18 protein-coding genes are annotated in these 19,912 nt (G+C 61.7%); 13 read left to right on the top strand and 5 right to left on the bottom strand.

The window, feature by feature from the left end:
• The first annotated feature begins 102 nt into the window (after window positions 1-102).
• The 10 genes from G3O01_RS14925 to G3O01_RS14880 all read left to right on the top strand — a co-directional run bounded on the left by G3O01_RS14925 (window position 103) and on the right by G3O01_RS14880 (window position 10,636).
• A complete protein-coding gene (locus tag G3O01_RS14925) occupies window positions 103-2,103 on the top strand; it encodes a sigma-54-dependent Fis family transcriptional regulator (RefSeq protein WP_205805857.1) in 2,001 nt (666 codons plus the stop codon).
• A 182-nt stretch (window positions 2,104-2,285) separates the two neighbouring features.
• Window positions 2,286-2,360 carry a pyrroloquinoline quinone precursor peptide PqqA gene (pqqA, locus tag G3O01_RS14920; protein ID WP_205806115.1) on the top strand — a complete coding sequence of 25 codons (75 nt, stop codon included), beginning with the start codon at window positions 2,286-2,288 and terminating at the stop codon, window positions 2,358-2,360.
• Window positions 2,361-2,452: 92 nt separating this feature from the next.
• Entirely contained in the window at window positions 2,453-2,734 is a 282-nt protein-coding gene (gene pqqD / locus G3O01_RS14915) for a pyrroloquinoline quinone biosynthesis peptide chaperone PqqD (RefSeq protein ID WP_205805856.1), read from the top strand.
• A 39-nt stretch (window positions 2,735-2,773) separates the two neighbouring features.
• Window positions 2,774-2,965, top strand: a complete 192-nt coding sequence (locus G3O01_RS14910) for a flagellar motor protein MotA (protein ID WP_205805855.1) — start codon at window positions 2,774-2,776, stop codon at window positions 2,963-2,965.
• Between the two features lie 526 nt (window positions 2,966-3,491).
• Window positions 3,492-5,219, top strand: a complete 1,728-nt coding sequence (locus G3O01_RS14905) for a methanol/ethanol family PQQ-dependent dehydrogenase (protein WP_205805854.1) — start codon at window positions 3,492-3,494, stop codon at window positions 5,217-5,219.
• Between the two features lie 19 nt (window positions 5,220-5,238).
• Entirely contained in the window at window positions 5,239-6,465 is a 1,227-nt protein-coding gene (locus tag G3O01_RS14900; RefSeq protein ID WP_205805852.1) for a c-type cytochrome, read from the top strand.
• Window positions 6,466-6,886: 421 nt separating this feature from the next.
• Window positions 6,887-8,224 carry a DUF3300 domain-containing protein gene (locus tag G3O01_RS14895; protein WP_205805850.1) on the top strand — a complete coding sequence of 446 codons (1,338 nt, stop codon included), beginning with the start codon at window positions 6,887-6,889 and terminating at the stop codon, window positions 8,222-8,224.
• A gap of 11 nt (window positions 8,225-8,235) precedes the next feature.
• Window positions 8,236-9,156: a DUF2950 domain-containing protein gene (locus G3O01_RS14890; RefSeq protein WP_205805848.1), complete on the top strand. Its 921-nt coding sequence runs from the start codon at window positions 8,236-8,238 to the stop codon at window positions 9,154-9,156.
• A gap of 24 nt (window positions 9,157-9,180) precedes the next feature.
• Window positions 9,181-10,053 (top strand): hypothetical protein, encoded by an 873-nt coding sequence (locus tag G3O01_RS14885; protein ID WP_205805847.1) that lies wholly within the window; start codon window positions 9,181-9,183, stop codon window positions 10,051-10,053.
• A 142-nt stretch (window positions 10,054-10,195) separates the two neighbouring features.
• Window positions 10,196-10,636 carry a zinc-finger-containing protein gene (locus G3O01_RS14880; protein ID WP_205805845.1) on the top strand — a complete coding sequence of 147 codons (441 nt, stop codon included), beginning with the start codon at window positions 10,196-10,198 and terminating at the stop codon, window positions 10,634-10,636.
• 15 nt (window positions 10,637-10,651) lie between these two features.
• Here G3O01_RS14880 and G3O01_RS14875 read toward each other — a convergent pair whose 3' ends face one another.
• Complete coding sequence (locus G3O01_RS14875) at window positions 10,652-11,335, bottom strand: DNA-3-methyladenine glycosylase I (protein ID WP_205805844.1); 684 nt, start codon at window positions 11,333-11,335, stop codon at window positions 10,652-10,654.
• Window positions 11,336-11,650: 315 nt separating this feature from the next.
• Here G3O01_RS14875 and msrB point away from each other — a divergent pair, with 315 nt between their 5' ends.
• On the top strand, window positions 11,651-12,103 hold the full coding sequence (gene msrB / locus G3O01_RS14870) for a peptide-methionine (R)-S-oxide reductase MsrB (RefSeq protein WP_205805843.1): 453 nt from the start codon (window positions 11,651-11,653) through the stop codon (window positions 12,101-12,103).
• Between the two features lie 30 nt (window positions 12,104-12,133).
• On the opposite strand, the gene G3O01_RS14865 is transcribed toward msrB, so the two are convergent.
• Window positions 12,134-12,637, bottom strand: a complete 504-nt coding sequence (locus G3O01_RS14865) for an MOSC domain-containing protein (protein ID WP_205805842.1) — start codon at window positions 12,635-12,637, stop codon at window positions 12,134-12,136.
• Between the two features lie 113 nt (window positions 12,638-12,750).
• Here G3O01_RS14865 and G3O01_RS14860 point away from each other — a divergent pair, with 113 nt between their 5' ends.
• Window positions 12,751-13,071: a hypothetical protein gene (locus G3O01_RS14860; protein ID WP_205805841.1), complete on the top strand. Its 321-nt coding sequence runs from the start codon at window positions 12,751-12,753 to the stop codon at window positions 13,069-13,071.
• A gap of 16 nt (window positions 13,072-13,087) precedes the next feature.
• Here the strand turns inward: G3O01_RS14860 and G3O01_RS14855 are convergent, their stop codons facing one another.
• Window positions 13,088-14,368 carry a DUF445 family protein gene (locus G3O01_RS14855; protein ID WP_205805840.1) on the bottom strand — a complete coding sequence of 427 codons (1,281 nt, stop codon included), beginning with the start codon at window positions 14,366-14,368 and terminating at the stop codon, window positions 13,088-13,090.
• Window positions 14,369-14,661: 293 nt separating this feature from the next.
• On the opposite strand from G3O01_RS14855, the gene G3O01_RS14850 reads away from it, so the two are divergent.
• Entirely contained in the window at window positions 14,662-15,090 is a 429-nt protein-coding gene (locus G3O01_RS14850) for a DUF3293 domain-containing protein (RefSeq protein WP_205805839.1), read from the top strand.
• A gap of 2,612 nt (window positions 15,091-17,702) precedes the next feature.
• Here G3O01_RS14850 and G3O01_RS14845 read toward each other — a convergent pair.
• Together G3O01_RS14845 and G3O01_RS14840 are read right to left on the bottom strand one after the other, a co-directional pair.
• Window positions 17,703-18,668, bottom strand: a complete 966-nt coding sequence (locus tag G3O01_RS14845; RefSeq protein WP_205805838.1) for a ParB/RepB/Spo0J family partition protein — start codon at window positions 18,666-18,668, stop codon at window positions 17,703-17,705.
• Between the two features lie 13 nt (window positions 18,669-18,681).
• Entirely contained in the window at window positions 18,682-19,833 is a 1,152-nt protein-coding gene (locus G3O01_RS14840) for an AAA family ATPase (protein ID WP_205805836.1), read from the bottom strand.
• Between the last annotated feature and the right edge of the window lie 79 nt (window positions 19,834-19,912).

Below are 19,912 nucleotides of genomic sequence, written 5' to 3'. Positions count from 1 at the left end.
TTATCCCGCCCTTTCATCTGCCTGACAACGCCGAATGGCGCGCGTCTTGCTTTTTGATACCGCGATGCCTGCACGTCGACGGGCACGATACAGGAGGAGACGATGCGCGAAGACGCGAAGGCAATGGGATCGCTGACCGGTCGAGAGAGTGGCTGGCTCACGCCGTCGATCCAGAAAGCGCACGAGCGGTCGGAAACGTTCGGGCTGAACGCAACCATGCGTCCCGACTACGACGTGCTCACGCATGGCGAATTGCGCATGAAGCTGGAACAGAACCGCGTGCTGTGCGCGCACGCCACGCCGGTGATGGAAACGCTGCGCGAGCAGATCGCCAATACGCAGAGCATGATCGTGCTCACCGACGCGCAAGGGCTGATCCTTCATTCGATCGGCGACGACGATTTCCTGCAGCGCGCCGAGAAAGTCGCGCTCAAGGCCGGCGCGAACTGGGCCGAGGAACGGCAAGGCACGAATGCGATCGGCACGGCCATCGCCGAACGCAGCGCGACTGTCGTGCATGGCGATCAGCACTATCTCGCCGCCAACCGTTTCCTGACCTGTTCGAGCGTGCCGATTCTCGATCCGTATGGCGATCTGGTCGGCGTGCTCGACGTGACGGGCGATCATCGCAGTTATCACCAGCACACGATGGCGCTCGCGAAGATGTCCGTGCAGATGATCGAAAACCATCTGTTCACGAACACGTTCCGCAACACGCTGCAAATCGCCTTTCACGGCCGGCCCGAGTTTCTCGGCACGCTGATGGAAGGCATCATGGCCTTCACCTGCGACGGGCGCTTTCTGTCCGCCAATCGCAGCGCGCAGTTCCAGGTCGGGCTGCCGCTCGCGGCGATGCGCGCACATACGCTGTCGTCGCTGTTCGGGTTGACCACGCCACAACTGATCGAACGTCTGCGCGCAAGCCAGGGTCATCACATCACGCTCGATCTGAACAACGGCACGGTCGTCTGCGCAAACGTCGAGTTCCGCCGGCCGACGCTCGGCAGCGAAGCGCCCTGGCCCGTCGATACCGCCGCCGCTTACGAGCGCCCTGTCGCCGCACGCGTACAGCCCGTCAAGACTGTGTCACAGGGCAACGCGCCGTCACGCCTGGACTGTCTCGACACCGGCGATCCGCAGGTTTCCGCCGTCGTCGCGAAGGTGCGAAAAGTAATCGGCAAGGACATCCCGATCCTGATCACAGGCGAAACGGGCACCGGCAAGGAACTGCTCGCGCAGGCCATCCACAACGATTCGCCGCGCCGCGCGGGTCCGTTCGTCGCGGTCAATTGCGCATCGATCCCCGAAAATCTGATCGAGTCGGAACTGTTCGGCTACGAGGAAGGCGCCTTTACGGGTGCGCGGCGCAAGGGCTCGATCGGCAAGCTGCTGCAGGCCAACGGCGGCACGCTGTTTCTCGACGAAATCGGTGACATGCCGTATCCGTTGCAGGTGCGGTTGCTGCGCGTGCTGCAGGAACGCGTCGTCGATCCGCTCGGCTCCAGCAAATCGGTTCCCGTCGATATCGCGATCATCTGCGCGACGCACCGCAATCTGCGCGAAATGATCGTGCAGAACCGGTTCCGCGAAGACCTGTATTACCGGTTGAACGGCCTCGTCGTCAAACTGCCGCCTTTGCGCGAGCGCAGCGATCTCGCCGCCGTGATCGAGAAAATGATCCAGCTGATGCCGCCCGACGAAATCGCGGGCGCGCCGCTCAGCGTCTGCGACGAAGTGAAAGCGCTGTTCGAGCAGTGCGCATGGCCGGGCAATTTCCGGCAACTCGGCAATCTGCTGCGCACGGCCGCCGCGATGGTCGACGACGACGGGCAAATCCGGCGCGAGCATCTGCCCGAAGATTTCTTCGACGATCTGCGCACCCGCCCGGCGCCGTCTGCGCAGGCGGCAAGCGATCCGTTGCCGCTGCATGGCGCGCGGCTGCAAGACGTGCAGGCCTCGGCGATTGCAGCGGCCGTCGCGCGGCATAACGGCAATGTGTCGGCGGCGGCACGCGCGCTCGGCATTTCGCGCAACACGGTCTATCGGAAGATGCCGTCGCTGTGTGCCGCCGACCCGCGCGCCGACGAACCGAACGACGACTAGCACGACCGTCCGCTGTTGCACGTTGTTGAGTTTTGCAACACCTGTGCGCCGAATCTGGACAGCGTGTTCACTGCGAAGCTTTCGCAAATCGCGCCAACGCTCCTCCGGCACGGAGCTTGCGTCGAACGGCCCCGACCGCAGTTCGATTGCGGTTCTTCGTCAAACCCATCCAGGAGACAACCATGCAGTGGACTTCACCCGCGTACACGGATCTGCGTTTCGGTTTTGAAATCACGATGTATATCGCAACCCGCTGACGTCGCATCGCGTGTCGTTCACGAATGCCGTGCCGGCTTCGTGAACGACGCCTGACGTTACCGAAGGTCATCGAAGAAGAGACTCTATCGCCATGATTCCGACGCCTGCGAACGCCGGTGCGAGCGAGCGCCCGAGGTTACGCGAACTGTTCCGGCTGCAATGGGAGCCTGTCCAGGACGCATACGTGCTGCTGTATCCCGAAGGCATGGTCAAACTCAACCCGAGTGCCGGCGAAATACTGTCTCGCTGCGACGGCACGCACGAACTCGACGACATCATCGACGAACTGGAAACGCTCTTCAACTCGTCGGGTCTCGCGACAGACGTGTATCAGTTCATCGATCATGCACGCCAGCGCGGGTGGGTCGATTGACACACATGCGCAACGACGGATGAACCTGAGGATAGGCTCATGTCCGACTTCATGATGTTTCTGATCGTAGGTGGCGCGCTCGGCGGGATGGCGCTGCTGTGCGTCGTCATGTGGATACTGCTGCTTCACAAGTCGCACACCGAATGGCGGCTTGCCGACGACAATTATCGTTTCATGTCGTCGGATACGAACGAGACGCCCGCGAATAGTCCATCGCAATCGACGCCGTAGCAGGCGGAAACACACGCCACATGCCGTCGCGGTGTCGGAAGAAGTGAATCGCGATATCGCCTTCAGGACGATGCACGTGGACACGCACATGACAGCGGCGCCCGCTGCTGTCGCATCCAAATCTGGCAAAGCTCACTCTGGACGGCGGCATATGCGCCAGCCATCGCTCGACCATCGCCCGCAAACTGTTCATCACATGGCACTCGCTGTTTGACGCTCTGCGTTGTGCGAGAAACATGCCATTGAATGCGTGGCGCTCGACACAGTCGCGCTGTCACATACGGCAACAGGCGAACTGTCCACTGCTCCACGATGCAACAGGCCGCGCAACGCTTTGCGATGCGTGATCGCGCATCGTCTTCGCGCCTCGACATGCCACGCGCCGATTCACAAGGATAACCAGGCAATGGCATGCGACTTGCCTTTACGACCGCGCAGCCGACAAGCGCATCAACGACGTTCTGCTCAAAGGCATCGCAGCGATAACTCACCCCACAAACCATCTCAGATGGGACAGGAGACAACGATGAAGACAAGTCCGGCTTCGGCCACGCGGCTCGCGATGCTCGTCGCGGGCGTGGTGGCGGCAATCAGTCTGAAGCCCGCAACGGTAGCCGCCGCGGCCGACTATCCCGCCGTGACGTACGAGCGGCTCACGTCGGCGCAAAGCGATCCAGGCTGGCTCACGTATTACCGCACGTACAACGGCCAGGCGCATTCGCCGCTCAAGCAGATCGACACGTCGAACGTGAAGAACCTGAAGCAGACGTGGGCCTACAAGTTTCCCGCCGATCTCCAGCAAGGCTTCGAAGCGACGCCCATCATCAATGGCCGCTTCCTCTACGTGACGACGCCGAAAGACAACGTCTACGCATTCGACGCCGCTACCGGCAAGCAGTTGTGGAAATTCGAACCGAAGCTCGGCGCGGAAGCCTTCAAGAACGCCTGCTGCGATGTCGTGAACCGGGGCGTCGCGCTGTATGGGAAGAACGTCTATGTCGCGATGCTCAATGGCGAAGTGGCCGCCCTCGACGCGCAAACGGGTGCGCTCGTCTGGAAGAAGCAGATGTTCGAGCCGGGCACGGGCTACGCATTTTCGCTCGCGCCGCTGGCGCTCGACGGCTCGCTGGTAGTGGGCAGTTCGGGCGGCGAATACGGTGCGCGCGGGTTTATCGCGGCGCTCGATCCCGCGAACGGCAACGTGCAATGGAAGCGCTACACCGTGCCCGGCGCGAAAGAGCCCGGTGGCGACACGTGGCCCGACGGCACGCAGGAACATGGTGGCGCGCCCGCGTGGCTGACGGGCACGTATGACCCCGAGAGCAAGACGCTTTATTGGGGCGTCGGCAATCCGGGGCCGTGGCTCGCCGATCTTCGTCCCGGCGACAACCTCTATTCCGATTCGCTGCTCGCGCTCGATCCGAAAACGGGCAACCTCAAATGGCACTACCAGTACACGCGTCACGACACGTGGGACTACGACGGGGTCAACACGCCCGTGCTCGCCAACATCAAGTACGACGGCAAGGACTATGACGCGATCATCCACGCGGATCGCAACGGCTATTTCCACGCGATCGACCGCAGCAACGGCAAGCTGATCTATGCGCGCCCGTTCGTGAAGGCGACCTCGGTAACGGGCTACACGGCCGACGGCAAATCCATCCAGGACGAATCGAAGTATCCGAAAACCGGCACGACGATCGAAACCTGCCCGAGCTTCCTCGGCGGCAAGAACTGGTGGTCGGTTTCGTACGACGCGGACAAGCACATCGCGATCATCCCGACGCTGCATGCGTGCATGTCGCTGTCCGGCAAATCGGTGACGTACATGGAAGGCTTGCCGTATCTCGGCGAAGGCTTCGAGATCAAGCCGGAACCCGGCAGCAAGGGATATGGCGAGTTGCAGGCCATCGACGTGAACACCGGCAAGAAGCTCTGGAGCCACTGGAGCAAGCTGCCGTGGAACGGCGGCGTCGCGACCACGGCGAGCGGCCTCGCGTTCAGCGGCTCGCTCGACGGCCACCTGTACGCATTCGACGTCACGAGCGGCAAGGTACTGTGGGAAAGCCCGAAGCTCGCGAGCGGCATCATCGCGCAGCCCTCGGTGTTCGAGATCGACGGCAAGGAATACGTCGCGGTGCTGGCGGGCTACGGCGGCGCGAACCCCATCTGGGGCGGACCGATGGCAAAGGCCGCCGACAAGGTGCCGCGCGGCGGAACGCTGTATGTGTTCGCGCTCAACCACTCGTGATCTTTCCGGACGTCCAGACATGAACCACTCTCTCAACCGTATTCCGGCAGCGGGCGCGCTCGCTGCCTGTCTCGCGCTCACGCCGATTCATTCGATGGCCGCCGTAAAGATCTGCACGTTTCCCGGCAGTCCGTCTGCCGCACTGGATCAAGCCGTCGCACGCGAAGCTTTTGCGCAGGCAGGCATTGCCGCGACGCTCGTCAAACATGGCATCGGTGATGGCGACGACGACGGTGTGTCGCTCAGGGAACTCGACAAGACGCTTGCGCGCGAATGCGACGTGATCGCAGGTTTCCCGCGCTCCACAGTCGCCGACGACTCGACCAGCAAGCTGCAGTTTTCGCGCGGCTATCTGCACGCGGGCTACGTGAGCATCGAAGCGCCCGACGCCAATCCGCAAGGCGCGGCGAAAAACCGGGTTGCGGCAACGTACGCGAGCCCTGCACAGCTGATCGCCGTGCAGCAGCCGAGCGTCACGCTCGATCTGGAAAACACCTCAGCAGCGACCGTCGAAGCCGTCGCGAAAGGCCAGGCACAGCGCGCGATTGTCTGGTATCCGGCTGTGGTTGCGTATGGGCTTGCACATCCGCAGCGGCATTTCGCAGTGTCCGCCGCGCGCTCGCCGTATGCGAACTGGCAACTCGTGTTCGCATTCGGACCGCGCACGGCGTCGATGCGCGAACGGGTCGACGCAGCGCTCGACAAGCTGTCTGCTAACGGACGGCTCGCCGCATTGACGCACGACTGGGCGATGCCCGCGCATGCGCTCGATACCGCCGCCGGCGACGATGCCGCGCGGTATCGAGACGGTCCGTCGGCGTCACGCGCGTTGGCAACACGCGCATTGCTGGCGGCAGCGAATGCGGACAGCGCGGGCGGCTTCGTGAAGGTCGCCGCCGATGCGACATCCGCGCCCACGTTCGATCAGGCGCAAGCGACGCACGGCAAGATGCTCTATTCGTCAGCATGCGCAAAATGCCACGGCGCGCAGTTGCAGGGCGTGACGGCGCCCGCGCTGCAAGGTCCGGCGTTCGCGCCTGCATCGAATGCGCATCTGACGATTGGCGGCATATTCACCTACATGTCGACCAACATGCCCGCCGACAAGCCCGGCAAGATGAAGGATCAGGATTACGCGGACATCATGGCGTTCCTGCTTTATTCGAACGGCTATCACGCAACCGGGCCGAAAATGACAGCCGACAACGCGCGCACCTCGACGACGCCGCTCAACGCGGGCAAATGAAGTCTGTATGACAGAAGCTGTGGGCAGGCGTGGCTAAAAAAGCGCGCCGCGCCCACGCATTGATGCATCGAACGAAACAACCGCACCGATAGAATCGGAGAACGTGTGGCGCGATGCATGTAATTGTTCACAGCAGATCAGTCGCCTGCACGTCTCGCCTCCCCGGCACTCAACCGACTCGTCGTATCAAAGCCAACTCGCGCTCATCGCTTTACGCAACCGCTTCTTAACATCTCTTTCCTCGCACGACTTCACGCGTATTGTCTGCAGGCAGCGCTGACTATTTGCATCACAGTGCACAGGGATGTTCTAACATCATATTGAGTCGACGCCACATTCCCGCATAAGCACTTACCGGTTGCCATCAGTCACAGGCAGTCCATTGGTTCGGACACCTGTCATCCTGCCTGAAGGAGCGGCCATGTTCTCGTTCAACCCGCGACGTGCCTGGGCGCTTTGCGTCTGGCTGTTTGTCGCGCTTACGTTGCGAGCGGGCGTCGCGCTCGCTCAAGATCCGCAGCCCGCGCCAGCTCAGCCGTTCAAGCCCGAAGAAATCGAGGCGCTCGTGGCGCCCGTTGCGCTGTATCCGGATTCGGTGCTGTCGCAGGTCCTGATGGCGTCGACGTATCCGCTCGAAATCGTGCACGCGGCGCGCTGGGTCAAGGCCAACCCGAACGTCAAGGGCGACGCGGCCGTGAAGGCTGTCCAGGATCAGCCGTGGGATGTCAGCGTGAAATCGCTGGTGGCGTTTCCGCAGATCCTCGAGCCGATGAACGACAAGCTCGACTGGACACAAAAACTCGGCGACGCATTTCTGTCGCAGCAAAAGGACGTGTTCGCCGCAGTGCAGCGGCTGCGGGCTCGCGCGAAGGAATCGGGCAACCTCAAATCCAACGAACAGCAGAACGTGGTGGTCGAGCAGGCGCCCGCGGGCGGACAGACCATCGTGAAGATCGAGCCGGCCAATCCGCAGGTAATCTACGTTCCCGCCTACAACCCGACCGTCGTGTATGGCGCGTGGAGCTATCCGGCCTACCCGCCGACCTACTGGCCGCCGTACCCGGCCTACTATCCGGGCGCCGCGCTGGCGACGGGCTTCGCGTGGGGCATCGGGCTCGCCGCCGCCGGCGCGATCTTCAGCAACTGCAACTGGGGCGGCGGCGACGTCAACATCAACGTCAACAAGGCGGCGAATATCGATCGCAACTTCGATCGCACCAAGGTTGAAGGCGGGCGCTGGCAGCATGACGGCAGCCATCGACAGGGCGTCGCGTATCGCGACAACGCCACGCGCGAAAAGTACTCGCGCAACGTGCCGGGCGCCGAAGGACGCTCCGAATTCCGCGGCCGCGATTCGGCCGGAGGTGCGGGCGGGCGCGCCAATACGGCGGACCGCGCCAATCCGGGCGATCGCGCCTCGGTTGCGGACCGGACGAATACCGGCAATCGGGCGGGAGCGGCGGACCGGTCGAACGCTGGCAATCGCGCGGGAGCCGCTGACCGTTCGAGTGTCGGCGATCGCGGCGGCGCGCCGAACCGCGCGGGGACCAGCGACTTCACGCGCGCCAGCGAGCGCGTCGGTGGCGCGGGCGGCGGCGGTGTCAGTTCGGGGCGCGACAACGCGTTTCAGGGCGTTGGTGCGGGCAATGCAACGCAACGCAGCTTTGATCGGGGAAGCTCCAGCATGCAGGGCTCGGGCTTCAATCGCCCGAGCGGCGGCGGCATGCGCGGGGGCGGTGGCGGGCGCGGACGGCGCTAGGGGAGACAGGCATGAAATCATCGTCAGGATTTCGTTCAGGACAGACGATGGCGGGCGCATTGCGCGACGCCACCATCGCGTGCGCGCTGTGTCTTGCGAGCGTCGCTGCTGCGCATGCGCAGCAAAACTTCAAGTCGCCTGAAGCGGCGATGAATGCGCTGGGCGAGGCCGTCGCCGACAACGAGGAATCGACGCTGCAGTCTCTGTTCGGCCGCGATTTCCGCGACCTGATTCCGCCTGCGGGCGCCGAAGTGCGCAGCCGCTTTATCGACGAATGGGGCAAGTCGCACACGATCCAGGAGAAGGACGGCACCCACGCACATATCGCCGTGGGTGGCGACGGCTGGACCTTTCCGATTCCGCTCGTGAAGAGCGCGGCTGGATGGCACTTCGATATCCGCGCGGGCGCCGAGGAAATGCGAGTGCGCCGCATCGGACGCAACGAGCTGGCGGTGATCCAGACGATGCTCGCCATTTACGACGCCCAGCGCGAATACGCGCTCACCGATCACGACGGCGACGGGTTGCTGTCGTATGCGTCGAAGCTGTCGAGTTCGCCCGGAAAACAGGATGGCCTTTACTGGCCGACGCAGGCGGACGCACCGCCGAGTCCGCTCGGCCCCGCGTTCATCCAGGCCAGCGCGCGAAACACCGCTGACACCGGCTACCACGGCTATCACTACAAGCTGCTCACGTCGCAGGGTTCTCACGCGCCCGGCGGCGCCTACGACTATCTCGCTCACGGCAAGCTGTTCGGCGGCTTTGCCGTGATAGCGTGGCCCGCGCGGTACGGCGACACGGGCATCAAGAGCTTCATGGTGAGCCACGCCGGCCAGGTCTATGAACGCGATCTCGGTCCCGACGGCGCCGCGAAAGCGAAGGCGATGACATCGTTCGATCCCGGACCAGGTTGGGCGAAGGTGCAGCCCTGATGCGCGATGGCACGGAGAGGCAACATGAGACGCTGCGCCTCTGTTTTCGCGACGCTGATAATGGCATCGACGGCCGCGACACTGGTCAGCGCCGCGATACGCTACGAGCCGGATTCTGCGCCACCACCCGCCGCATCGGAGGCGATGGCGGGCGTGACGGAATCCCAACAGGCCGATCTCGAGCAGCTTCTGCAGAGGCACGGCATCGATCCCGGCTCGAACAAGGCGCGCATCATCCTCGCATGGGTGGAGAAGATTCAGCGCGACCCCGTCATCGCGTCTGACGCGCACAGAGCACAGCGCGTCGGACAGATTTTTCTCGACCCGAGGGCGCGCGAAGAATTCATGTCGAACGGCATCGCGCATCTCACGCCCGCGGACCGGCTTCAGTACGTGAAGCTGTTGACCCGTTTCCTCGACGAACTCGTCCCCGTCAACTGCTTCGGCCTCGACGACATGCGCGCGGTGATGAATCGCGTTTCGCTACGCGACATGTCCGATGCGGACGTCGACCAGTATTTCGGCCTGCTCTACAAGGTGCTCGTCAACGATACGTCGAGTGCGCCCGTCCCCACGCCGACGCCGCAGCAAACCGCCATGGCCGAGCGGCAGCTCACGCGGACATTGATCACCGAACTTCGTGGCGACGAGGCGAGCATCGAGCGCTTTGCTTACTACGCATCCAATCCGACGCTCGCCACGCCGTCGGACGTGTGCTGGACGACGCGAGTGACCTTGCACGCGATCATCGCCATGCCCGATCCCGATCGCGATGTCGTGCTGCTCAGGACAATGGCGCCGCGCAAGGCGCAAGACGTGTTGCCGGCAAGACGTCTTGGCTCGCCAGCGACTGCAATTCCGCCGACGCCGTCCTCTGGCACTGTTCGCGCGCCCTAGTGCGGCGGCGTCGACTTCTTCCGCCGGATTCCGCTGTTCAAACGTTGCCTCTCGTGCGAGGCGCGGCCAACTGGTATCTTTGGGTCAGCTACCAATTTTTGAGCCGTCGTATGAAACCATTGAAACCGACCCGGGCGCAGCGATGCGCGTAGGCAAGCCCGTCAAGGCGCTGCCGCAACCGCTGTGCGACTATTGCGGCGCGAAAGCCGTGCTCGCGCGCGCAGGCGACGAAAGCTATCCATATCGTGACGATCACGGACCCGTCTGGGTGTGCGCGCCGTGTCAGGCGTGGATCGGCATTCACGCGCGCAGCACGCGTAACGTACCACTCGGCCGGCTCGCCGACGCCGCGTTGCGCGACGCGAAAAGCCGTCTGCACGACGCGCTCGAACCGCTCGTCGCGGGCAAGGTGCGGCGCGACGGCGTCAACGCTTTCGAGGCACGCTCGAAGGCGATCCGCTGGGTCTCGACCGAACTGGGCTTCGACCCGCTGCCCAATTCGATTCACATGCTGTCGCCCGAGCAGTGCGAGCAGGCGCTTCGCTATGTCGAGGCGTTCATGGCGGCGCGACGCAACGGCTGAACCGCGCAGCGCGCATCAGTCGCGCGGCCAGACGCCCGAACTGCCGCGGCGGTGGCTGTCGACGAGATGTGTATCGACGATACCGGTCGCTTCCATCAGCGCATGCATCGTCGTCGGGCCGACGAATACGAAGCCGAGCTTGCGCAGCGCCTTGCTCAATGCGATGGATTCAACGGACGTGGTCGGAATCTCGGCGATGGTGCGAGGCGCGGGCGTCGTGTGCGGCTGGAACGACCAGATCAGCGCAACGAGGCCGCCGTCTGCGCGCAAGCGGACCGTTGCGGCCGCATTGGCAATGGTCGCAAGAATCTTCGCGCGATTGCGGACGATGCGCTCATCGCTCATCAGGCGTTCGATATCCTTCTCGCCAAACGCTGCGACGACGTCGGGATCGAAGTTCGCAAATGCCTCTCGAAACGCATCGCGCTTGCGCAAGATCGTCGCCCACGACAATCCCGACTGAAACGCCTCCAGGCTCAAACGCTCGAACAGGCCGCGCTCGTCGCGCACCGGCATGCCCCATTCGGTGTCGTAGTAATGCTTGAGTAGCGGATCGACGGCGGCCCACGGCGGACGCGCGAGACCATCGGCGCCGATTATCGCGTCAAGCGGTTGCGGCTTCTTCGGGCGCGCGGCTTTCTTTGCGGCGGCAGGCGTCTTTTTCGCGGCGGGCTTCGGGGTGGAAGTTGTTTTCTTCATCGTCTGGGCCCGCATAGGGCGTGGCTTCTGAGGCGCGGTTATTGTCGTCTTACGCGCAGGCCGTTCGCAAGCGCTGGCGAATGATTCAGCAAATGCATCAATGCATGCCCGCATCTGATCAATCACGGCGTGCGTGCATGCATGTAAAGCGCCTTGGCGCGCGCAGTGCAAGCATCGGGACATTTGCGTATGCTTGTGCGTATCCACAGTGCCCATATATACGAGTGCCCGTCACCGGCAGCGCTGGAAAACGGGCCGGCAGACTTGTGCGGCAAGCGTCATCGCCTGCCGCGCCTATCAAGGAGAGATTCACTTATGTCCGCGTACGAAAAAACACCGGAAGCATTGGCCCGACTGACACCCGAACAGCGTCACGTGACGCAGGAAAGCGGGACGGAACGCCCCTTCTACAACGAGTTCTGGGACAGCAAGGAAGCCGGCCTGTATGTCGACGTCGTCTCGGGCGAGCCGCTTTTCACGTCGCTGGACAAATTCGACAGCGGTTGCGGCTGGCCGAGCTTCACGAAGCCGCTCGAGGACGAACACGTCGTCGAACTGCGCGACATGACCCACGGCATGATCCGCACCGAAGTGCGCTCCAAACATGGCGACAGCCACCTCGGTCACGTGTTTCCGGATGGTCCGCGCGAGACAGGCGGCCTGCGGTACTGCATCAACTCGGCGTCGCTGCGCTTCATTCCCGTGTCCAAACTGGAAGCCGAAGGTTACGGGCAATACAGCAGTCTTTTCGAAGTCGCGAAGAAATAACGTGGATCGCTTCTGACGATATCGAACGCGCTAGCCCGCAACGGGCAGCGCTTCGATCACATCGCCGATTCCGATTTCGCCGCCTTTCACGACGCGCGCGGTAATACCGCCGAAACCGCGCACCGCGTTGTAGCCACCCTCGCCCAGCACTTCTTCCATCCGCGAACACGGGTGACATTCACCCGTCGTTTGCAGCACGGCGCCGCCGATGCGGAATTGGCGGTCTTTCAACGCCATCAGGTTGATGCCTTCCGTCACGATGTTGCGGCGCAAGTCGAGCGCGGCGACATCGTTGCGTCCCAGGTGACTGGCGATGCTGCGCAGGCTCTCCGCCTGGATCAGCGTCACCTGCCGCGCGCCCGAGCGGGTCGTGTAGTGATCGCCGGCAAGACCGTTGTCGGCGTCGATCTGCGCCGTCTCGACCGCCGACATCGCGACTTTTCGTCGCGGCCTCACGCCGATCCAGACAACCTTGCCGGGATGAATCGGACCGTTGATGAGCCGCGCGAGCGGCGACTTGGGGTTGAGCGGCATGGGCGTCCTGCTGGTGCGCGAGAAGTTGATGTGGGCCGGCTGATTGCAGCGTCGGACGGGTTTCGGCGGCGGCCGTCTTTATACTATCGCCCATCTGACAACAGGAACCGGAAATGAAACGAGCAGTAGTCGCGGCGACGCTCGCCGTCTGCCTCGCGCAACCGTCGATGCCGGCGTTCGCGCAGACGGTCGCCGACCAGTGCTTCGCGATCGGCGATATCGCGGGCCAGGTGGCGTCCTGGCGCCGTCACAAGAAGACCAGACAGCAGGCGTTGACGCAGGCGCAGACGTATTACAAGGATGCGTCGGATCGCCAGGCGGTCGAGGCCGTGATCGACCGGATCTACACGGGCGATCCGATGACGCCGGATCAGGCCGAGATGCTGTTCACGCGCGAATGCGCGCAGCAGAAAAAGGCAACGTCAACGCAATAGGAGCGTGTGTGTCCTGCTATCCGAAATGCAGGCGCACGAGCGCGAAAAGCTGCGAGCTCGCATAGAGCAGCAAGCCGATGCATCCGCCGACGAGCGTCCCGTTGATCCGGATGTATTGCAGGTCTTTGCCGATGTTCAACTCGATCTGCTGCGACATGTCGCGCGAATCCCAGTTCTTGACTGTGTCGCTGATGTGGCGCGTCAGGTAACCTGCAAAATCCGGCGCCATTGCGCGCGCCGCTTCTTCCATATGATCGTTCAGCGAGCGGCGCAGCGATTCGTCCTGCGCAAGTTCACGGCCGATCCATCGCCCCATCGCGGCCACTTTCGCGTGCAGCACGGAATCGTCGCGTTCGAGATCGCGCCGCAGCCAGTCGCGTAGCTGGGCCCACAAATCCTTCACGTATAGCGCGAGATTTTCGCTTTCCTTGACGTAGCGTTTGATCTCCTCGCCCTTCTCCAGGAACGCGGGATCGGACTTCAGCTTGACGATCAGACGCGCGGCCGCTTCGTCGAATTTGTGGCGCAGCTTGTGGTCGCGATCTTCGCTCACGCGCAGCAACATGTTGTTCACCGTATCCGCGACGACTTTCGCGGCGCTCTCGCCAAGCCATTCGGACGGCATGAGCTTTTCGAAGGTCGGATATTCGCGCTTGAACCAGTCGACGATCTGCTCGGCGATGAACGTGCGCACGCCCGGCTCGCGCAGCAAGGCCATCAGATGTTCGATGCCTTCGTCGAGCAGTTCCTGATGGCGGCCGTCGCGCGTCAAGGTGTCGAGGACGGCACCCGTTGCTTTCGACAGATCGATCTTGTCGAGCATCGCGTCCAGCGCGTCCTTGATGAAGGTCTGGATGCGCGCGTCGTCGAGCAGTTCGAGGATGCCGCCCGTCAGCTTGACCACATAACCGCCGAGTCGCTGCGTGTTCGCTTCGACGCACAACCAGTTCGTGATGCTTTGCGCGGGATCGTGCTTGCGGATCAGGCCGACAATCGACGTTTCGTCCAGAAACTTTTCTCGCACGAAAAGGGCGAGGTTATCGGCGATCTTGTCCTTGTTCTGCGGAATGATTGCAGTATGCGCGGCGATGCCGGGAATCGGCACGCGGCGGAACAGCGCGACGACGGCGAACCAGTCGGCAAGCGCGCCGACCATCGCGGCCTCCGCAATAGCCTTGATGCCGTCGACCCACATGCTTCGCTGCATGAAGGCCGTCGCGATGAAAACGCCCGTGGCGATCAGCAGCAGCAACGTCGCGCGGCGCTTGGATCGTTTGAGTTCGGCTTCCTTGTTCATCGGGTAGGTGTGTGTCGGTTCGATTTGCGTTCAGGATGCACGAGGTATTCCCGCGGGTCGTTTCGGACGATTCGCCCGCGCGGTTCCGGCTCACGCGAACAATACGGGGGCGATGTTCCGCGAGCAACCCGGCGACGTCTGTCGTCTTGACGCTCGATTGACCAGCGTGCTCTACTGGACTTCATCCTGAACTGGGTCGACGCCCATGCCAACCTGCCCGCACCGGCTAGGTGGGTCGCGAAAGCAGAACAACCAGACAGGCGATGCGTCGATCCTCCCTCGCTGGAGGATTTTTGTTTTCTGAATCACGGATTCCGCGCGCGACGATCGAGGCTTATCTGGAGACGCACTATCAGGTCCACGGTTCCATGCCTGTCGCGCTGAAGATTGGCGAGGCCAATACGACGCTCGCCGCGATTCACGAAATGAACGGCGTGCAGAGTAGCGCGTTCGTTACGGCATGCAATCCGTTCAGCGAGTTGCTCGATGACGCCACCAATAGTGACCGGCAGCGGATGCTGGCCGGTGAGCTTATGCAGAGTGGATGGAGATTCATCGACGGCACGGGTGAGCATCCCTCCAATGACTGGCCCGGCGAAGCGAGCTTTCTTGTGCTGGGTGTTTCACTCGAAGAGGCTACGGCGCTTGGCGTGGGGTTCGGACAGAACGCGGTTGTCTGGTCCGGAATCGACGCAGTGCCTCAGTTGGTGCTACTGCGGTAGCTTTTTGCTGGCCTTTTGGAGTTTCCGTGCTTCGTGGCCGTCAAATAGGCGCGCCAAACGTATCAACTACGACAAGCCACGTATCAAATGCTACAAGTTGGACGTTTTCGATTAGAAAATCACCGAAAGCCGTATTTGGCGCGAAATATCTCACACGAAGCGTATTGAGGCGTGAAACATTCGGGGCTTGATGGTGTAACTCATTGCATTATAAAGGTTTATTGGAGCGCGCGGTTTTCTTAAGGTTGTTTCACGGATTCGGTCGCAAGTGGTTGCCGGGAAATGCTTTTTGATCTCTCGGGCTGATTTGGGGCCGTTTTAACAGCTTTGGTGGCGTTGGTGGACGCTAGAGGTCTCGCAGGCTCTCCGATCGCGCGAGACGGCAGGTAAACGCGATTGCGGGCGTTTGGGTCGGGAGCGGTGTGTTGAGTGGTGTTGAGGTGCTGCGGCGGCTTTTATTCATTGATCAGCATTGCTTACTTATTTATGAGACAACGGACTGGCAGGCGCGGGTAGTACTTTGGCGACGCTGTTGCTCCGGCTTTTGCGATCGGTGGGTTTGAATGATGTTCCCGCTCGCCCTCTCCGGCTCAAAGAGGCCGGCGATATCACTATCGACACCAGATTCGCTGGGATGATCTGAGGCGGAGATTTATGTGCATCGAGCGCCGTCGTTGGCACCACCACGTTCCAATCTAGGGCTGCAGAAGACGGGCGACTGTGCTTGGTGACGACTGCTATTGTTGAGAGTCCCTGCTGAGATTGAATTCGACGCTTTGGCTGTTGGGCAATCAAGATCGCCAGTTTCCCGTCTGCAATGGCACGCTGGAACGGCAAGCGTGAGCCTGTTGGTCGCCGGAGCTTCGACGAATCCCTGTTCCGGACCAGGCTGCCCCGAGTGGCCGTTCGATGAGAGTTGTCACGCTTCCATGCTCCAACGCCTGCCGCCCGAAATTTCGACCCCTGCTTCAGCGATGTCGGAATCGTTGCGCACGTGCCTCGGAACTGGCGTTATCGGACTGACAACCTTCTTTGCGAGCCGTGTTGTGCAGGTCGCTTCGCACGCAACTACTGCCGAGACGTGGCGATCTCCCAATCGATAAAATGCGTCTTAGCCACCATCCGGGCGTCACCCCGCCGACGAAAGTAGTCGCTTGGGGTGCCGGCGCATTGCATCCGCCTTCTCCGTGGCGCATCAACCGTGTATCTAGTAAATCCCGTTGGCGGGCGATCGCTTGGTGTTGTGAAGCTGACGCCGCAGAGTCGCGCGCACCTTAGTGCTGACACTGGACGCCAGCGCATGTTCACGTTGGGGACGCACGCGCACTGATTCGGAAACAGGGAAACGAACACCCGCCGACGAGCGGTTTTCAGTGTTAATCGGCGGGAATTTTGAGTCGCCAGGGAGCCGACTCGAAACTGGCAATGACGGGTTCGCAGGTTTCAATGAGCACTTCCCGTCGGCGTCAATGTCACCAACACTGTCGCCGACGTTTGGCCTTGATGCCCTCGACGGAGCATGACCGCCGGCGCAAGGACGACGCAGTTCGACCACCGCGTTCGTACGGGTCAACATGTCCGCCCTTTCGATACACGATACGGTTAATACGCGTCGCGGCAACATTGCTGCACAGACGACGCTCGCTAGACGGGCGCGATTCCTAACTCACGAGTTCACGAGCCCCTCGTCGCTCATTGTGTTGCGAATCGCACTGGTTTCATGAGCTCCAGCCGTCAACTACATATGACGTGTCAGCGGTGTCTCCCTACGCTGCTTGCAAACGCGAGACCGTAGATCGACCGTACCGCACCTCGCCGCGCCGCGCCGGGCGGTGGTTGCTTGTCGTCGATGAGTTTGGCGGTGTTGCACCGAAATGACGTAGCACAAGAATCTCGACTACGCGGGGTGGCCAATCATTTGAACTGCACCCGCAGTGCGACAGCTACAGAGGAGACGGGGTCGAGTATCCCGCCGCTGACCACGCGCGGCGCCGCTCACGCTGCTACGCTATGACAAGCTATTTACCGTAAATACCCAGTGCCCGTTCTATGACGCCGCGCCATCAACTCGGAGCGAGTGGCCTATTTACCGTAAATAGGTAGGCCCGTACTCGGACGGCCGGTCATAAACGATCTGAAACGCCAATGTGGCTTTCCTCCGGAAAACGCCCTGCACTTACAAACTTGGCAGGCATATTTCGCCGATCACGGAGTACCACCCATCGTCACAGAGCCGAGGGTCTGCCGCAAGGAACACAAAACACCTTCACTACCGTCGCTAGTGTCTCTCGTGCCGACTCGGCTGCCGACTGTCCCGCGTCCAAAAAACAGGCGCCTATTTACGGTAAATACCCCGTCCGAGAATCGGACTAAACATTCATGCGCAGCGGATCTTGAAACGCGCCCCCAAACCATCGCACGGCTATATCGACACTCCGAAAGTGCGGCACGGCACGCGAACCCCGGACCGCACGCAATGCGGTCAACCGACACACCCCGGCAAAACCACAAAAAAAAACGGCGTCGTTTAGAACGACGCCGCAGCAAACAAACTATCAGCTAACAAACAATCAAACAGACCTCACCGAGATCCGACGAGAAGCCCGCTACCGTTAATCCCCCGTCGACTGCACGTCGTCAAGAAACCCAGTAACCAACTGCCGCAATTCTTCGATGCGATCCTGCGGCACCCCACTCGCGCGCAGACGAATCACCAGCAGATCACCCTTCCGCTCGATCCCAACCTCTTCTTCCTTCCGGGCAGGCGCCGCAGGACGTCCCGCCCCCAACAGAGCAGCCAGAACCTCCGGCGCAGTACGCGAGGCATCTTCCGCAAGTTCAGTCGCTCGCTGAACAATCTCGTCCTCGGCCTTCTTGAGCGCAACCGACAACTTCCGCGCAGCCTGGAACTGAATATCGTGCGGCGACGGAAACGCGCCGATGACTTCCGCCGGAAGCTCCGCCACCAGAAGCGCACTCGAAATATTCCCTTGCGACAAGCCACACGCCTTCGCCATCGCATTCTGCGAAGGCCACAGATTATCGTCGAGCGCGCGCTTGTACCAAACGCCCTGCTCCCACGGACTCAGATTTTTCCGCGCCCGGTTCTCCTGATCCATCTGGACGAACTGACCCTGCTCCGTGATTTCGCGATCGACGATCGCATTCACCGGAAGCTCGAGTTCCAGACACGCGCGGTGACGGCGATGCCCGAACACGATTTCGTAGCCATCGCCATCGCTCGCAGGCCGCACTTTGATCGGCTGCGTATTGCCGCCCGCCTCCGCGATCAGCAGCTTGAGCTCAGCAAAACTCTCGTCGCCGAAGTCCTGACGGTTTGCCCATTTCGACGCATGGATGGTCTTCGGATCGAGTGCGCGAATTGGTACAGCGCCGTCGTATTCCGCGAGTTGAGCTTCCAGCTGCGAAACCCGGTCCGAACTTTCGCGCATCGCGCTACGAAACGCGAGCATCTGGCCGGGCGCGGTGCGCGGCGACGCAGGACGCCCCGCCTCCTGCGCCGGCGCTGGAACCATCAGGTCGCCCGTTTTCTTTGCAAGCCGGTCTTTGATCGACATTTATCGCTCCCCCTTATTCTGATTTTGCCCAAAACGCCACGATGGATTGCTCGACGATTTCCGTCACGCGGTCGTATGCTTCGCGCGCGCGGCGGTAGGTCTTTGCGTTCCCGTCGTAGCGTGAGATGTCATACACGGTGCCGAATTCCGCGGAGCTTGCTGCCGTCACCGCCGTCTTCGGAATCTCGACGGGCAAAACCTTTTCGGCATACGTCGCGGAAATCCATTCCCGCACGACGCCCGCTGCCGCATCCGCCGGATCGACACGCGAAAGCAGCACATGGATGAACTCGAACGATTTGTCCGTATTCGTTTCCGCCGTGAGATTCGACGCGAGATCGCTGAACAGCGTCCAGAATTGCGCCGAGCTCGCGAAGTCGAGCGCGTTCGGCGGGGTAGGAACAATCAGGCCGTCTGCAGCCATGAATGCGTTCACGGTGCCGTAGCTCAATGCGGGTGGCGTGTCGATGATGATGACGTCGTAGTTGCTACGCGCCTGATCGAGGCTCGTGTTCAGCACGTTCCAGAACTCGAAGTCCGGCTCTTTCATCTGCCGGCTCGGCAAAATGAATTCGACGTTGAAGAGCGACGACGACGCGGGCACGAGGTCGATGCCGTCCCAGTAGGTTTCGCGGATCGCGTATTCGATGCTGGTTTGATCGCCCGTCGCCAGCGCGGTGATCGTCGAATCTTCGTCGACCTCGGTGTCCGGAAGAATGCCGAACAGGGTAGTCAACGAGCCTTGCGGATCGGTGTCGATCACCAGCACGCGATGCCCGCGCAAACTCAAGCCTTGTGCGAGCGTCATCGCCGTCGTCGTCTTGCTCACGCCACCCTTGAAGTTACCAATTGCGACCGTCATCGCCGGCGCGCTGTCCGGACGCAGCGCATTGCCGCGATAAGCGCGAACCCACTCGCGCGCTTCCGGCAAAGAGAATTCACGCCGCGAACCCGTCGCGTTGACGGTGCCCGGCGGCAGGTCGCCTTTGGAGGTGCGATAGGTAATCTGGCTCTTGTCGACTTCACACAGCGCAGCAAGCTGTGAAGCGTTGAAAACAGGGGGGATTTTGCGGGCGTTCGGGGCCAGCATGCGGCCGCGTACCTGTGAAACGATGTCAGTCGCGCGTGCGGCCTGATCGACGATATCTTGAATAGTAATGTTCATTAGCTGATCCGCAAGAGACGATGCAGTCAGCTTATATCAGATGGCTCCACATAAAGCCATAAATTCAACGGAAAACCGC

The sequence above is a fragment of the Burkholderia sp. Ac-20365 genome (assembly GCF_017104715.1).
GTDB lineage: Bacteria > Pseudomonadota > Gammaproteobacteria > Burkholderiales > Burkholderiaceae > Paraburkholderia.
Note: the sequence above shows the minus strand (reverse complement) of the source record. Positions and strands in the feature narration are given on the sequence as shown.

Coding starts and splice junctions, on each gene's coding strand:
- G3O01_RS14925 (WP_205805857.1), top strand. CDS start 103: ATGCGCGAAGACGCGAAGGCAATGGGATCGCTGACCGGTCGAGAGAGT.
- pqqD (WP_205805856.1), top strand. CDS start 2,453: ATGATTCCGACGCCTGCGAACGCCGGTGCGAGCGAGCGCCCGAGGTTA.
- G3O01_RS14910 (WP_205805855.1), top strand. CDS start 2,774: ATGTCCGACTTCATGATGTTTCTGATCGTAGGTGGCGCGCTCGGCGGG.
- G3O01_RS14905 (WP_205805854.1), top strand. CDS start 3,492: ATGAAGACAAGTCCGGCTTCGGCCACGCGGCTCGCGATGCTCGTCGCG.
- G3O01_RS14900 (WP_205805852.1), top strand. CDS start 5,239: ATGAACCACTCTCTCAACCGTATTCCGGCAGCGGGCGCGCTCGCTGCC.
- G3O01_RS14895 (WP_205805850.1), top strand. CDS start 6,887: ATGTTCTCGTTCAACCCGCGACGTGCCTGGGCGCTTTGCGTCTGGCTG.
- G3O01_RS14890 (WP_205805848.1), top strand. CDS start 8,236: ATGAAATCATCGTCAGGATTTCGTTCAGGACAGACGATGGCGGGCGCA.
- G3O01_RS14885 (WP_205805847.1), top strand. CDS start 9,181: ATGAGACGCTGCGCCTCTGTTTTCGCGACGCTGATAATGGCATCGACG.
- G3O01_RS14880 (WP_205805845.1), top strand. CDS start 10,196: ATGCGCGTAGGCAAGCCCGTCAAGGCGCTGCCGCAACCGCTGTGCGAC.
- G3O01_RS14875 (WP_205805844.1), bottom strand. CDS start 11,335: ATGAAGAAAACAACTTCCACCCCGAAGCCCGCCGCGAAAAAGACGCCT.
- msrB (WP_205805843.1), top strand. CDS start 11,651: ATGTCCGCGTACGAAAAAACACCGGAAGCATTGGCCCGACTGACACCC.
- G3O01_RS14865 (WP_205805842.1), bottom strand. CDS start 12,637: ATGCCGCTCAACCCCAAGTCGCCGCTCGCGCGGCTCATCAACGGTCCG.
- G3O01_RS14860 (WP_205805841.1), top strand. CDS start 12,751: ATGAAACGAGCAGTAGTCGCGGCGACGCTCGCCGTCTGCCTCGCGCAA.
- G3O01_RS14855 (WP_205805840.1), bottom strand. CDS start 14,368: ATGAACAAGGAAGCCGAACTCAAACGATCCAAGCGCCGCGCGACGTTG.
- G3O01_RS14845 (WP_205805838.1), bottom strand. CDS start 18,668: ATGTCGATCAAAGACCGGCTTGCAAAGAAAACGGGCGACCTGATGGTT.
- G3O01_RS14840 (WP_205805836.1), bottom strand. CDS start 19,833: ATGAACATTACTATTCAAGATATCGTCGATCAGGCCGCACGCGCGACT.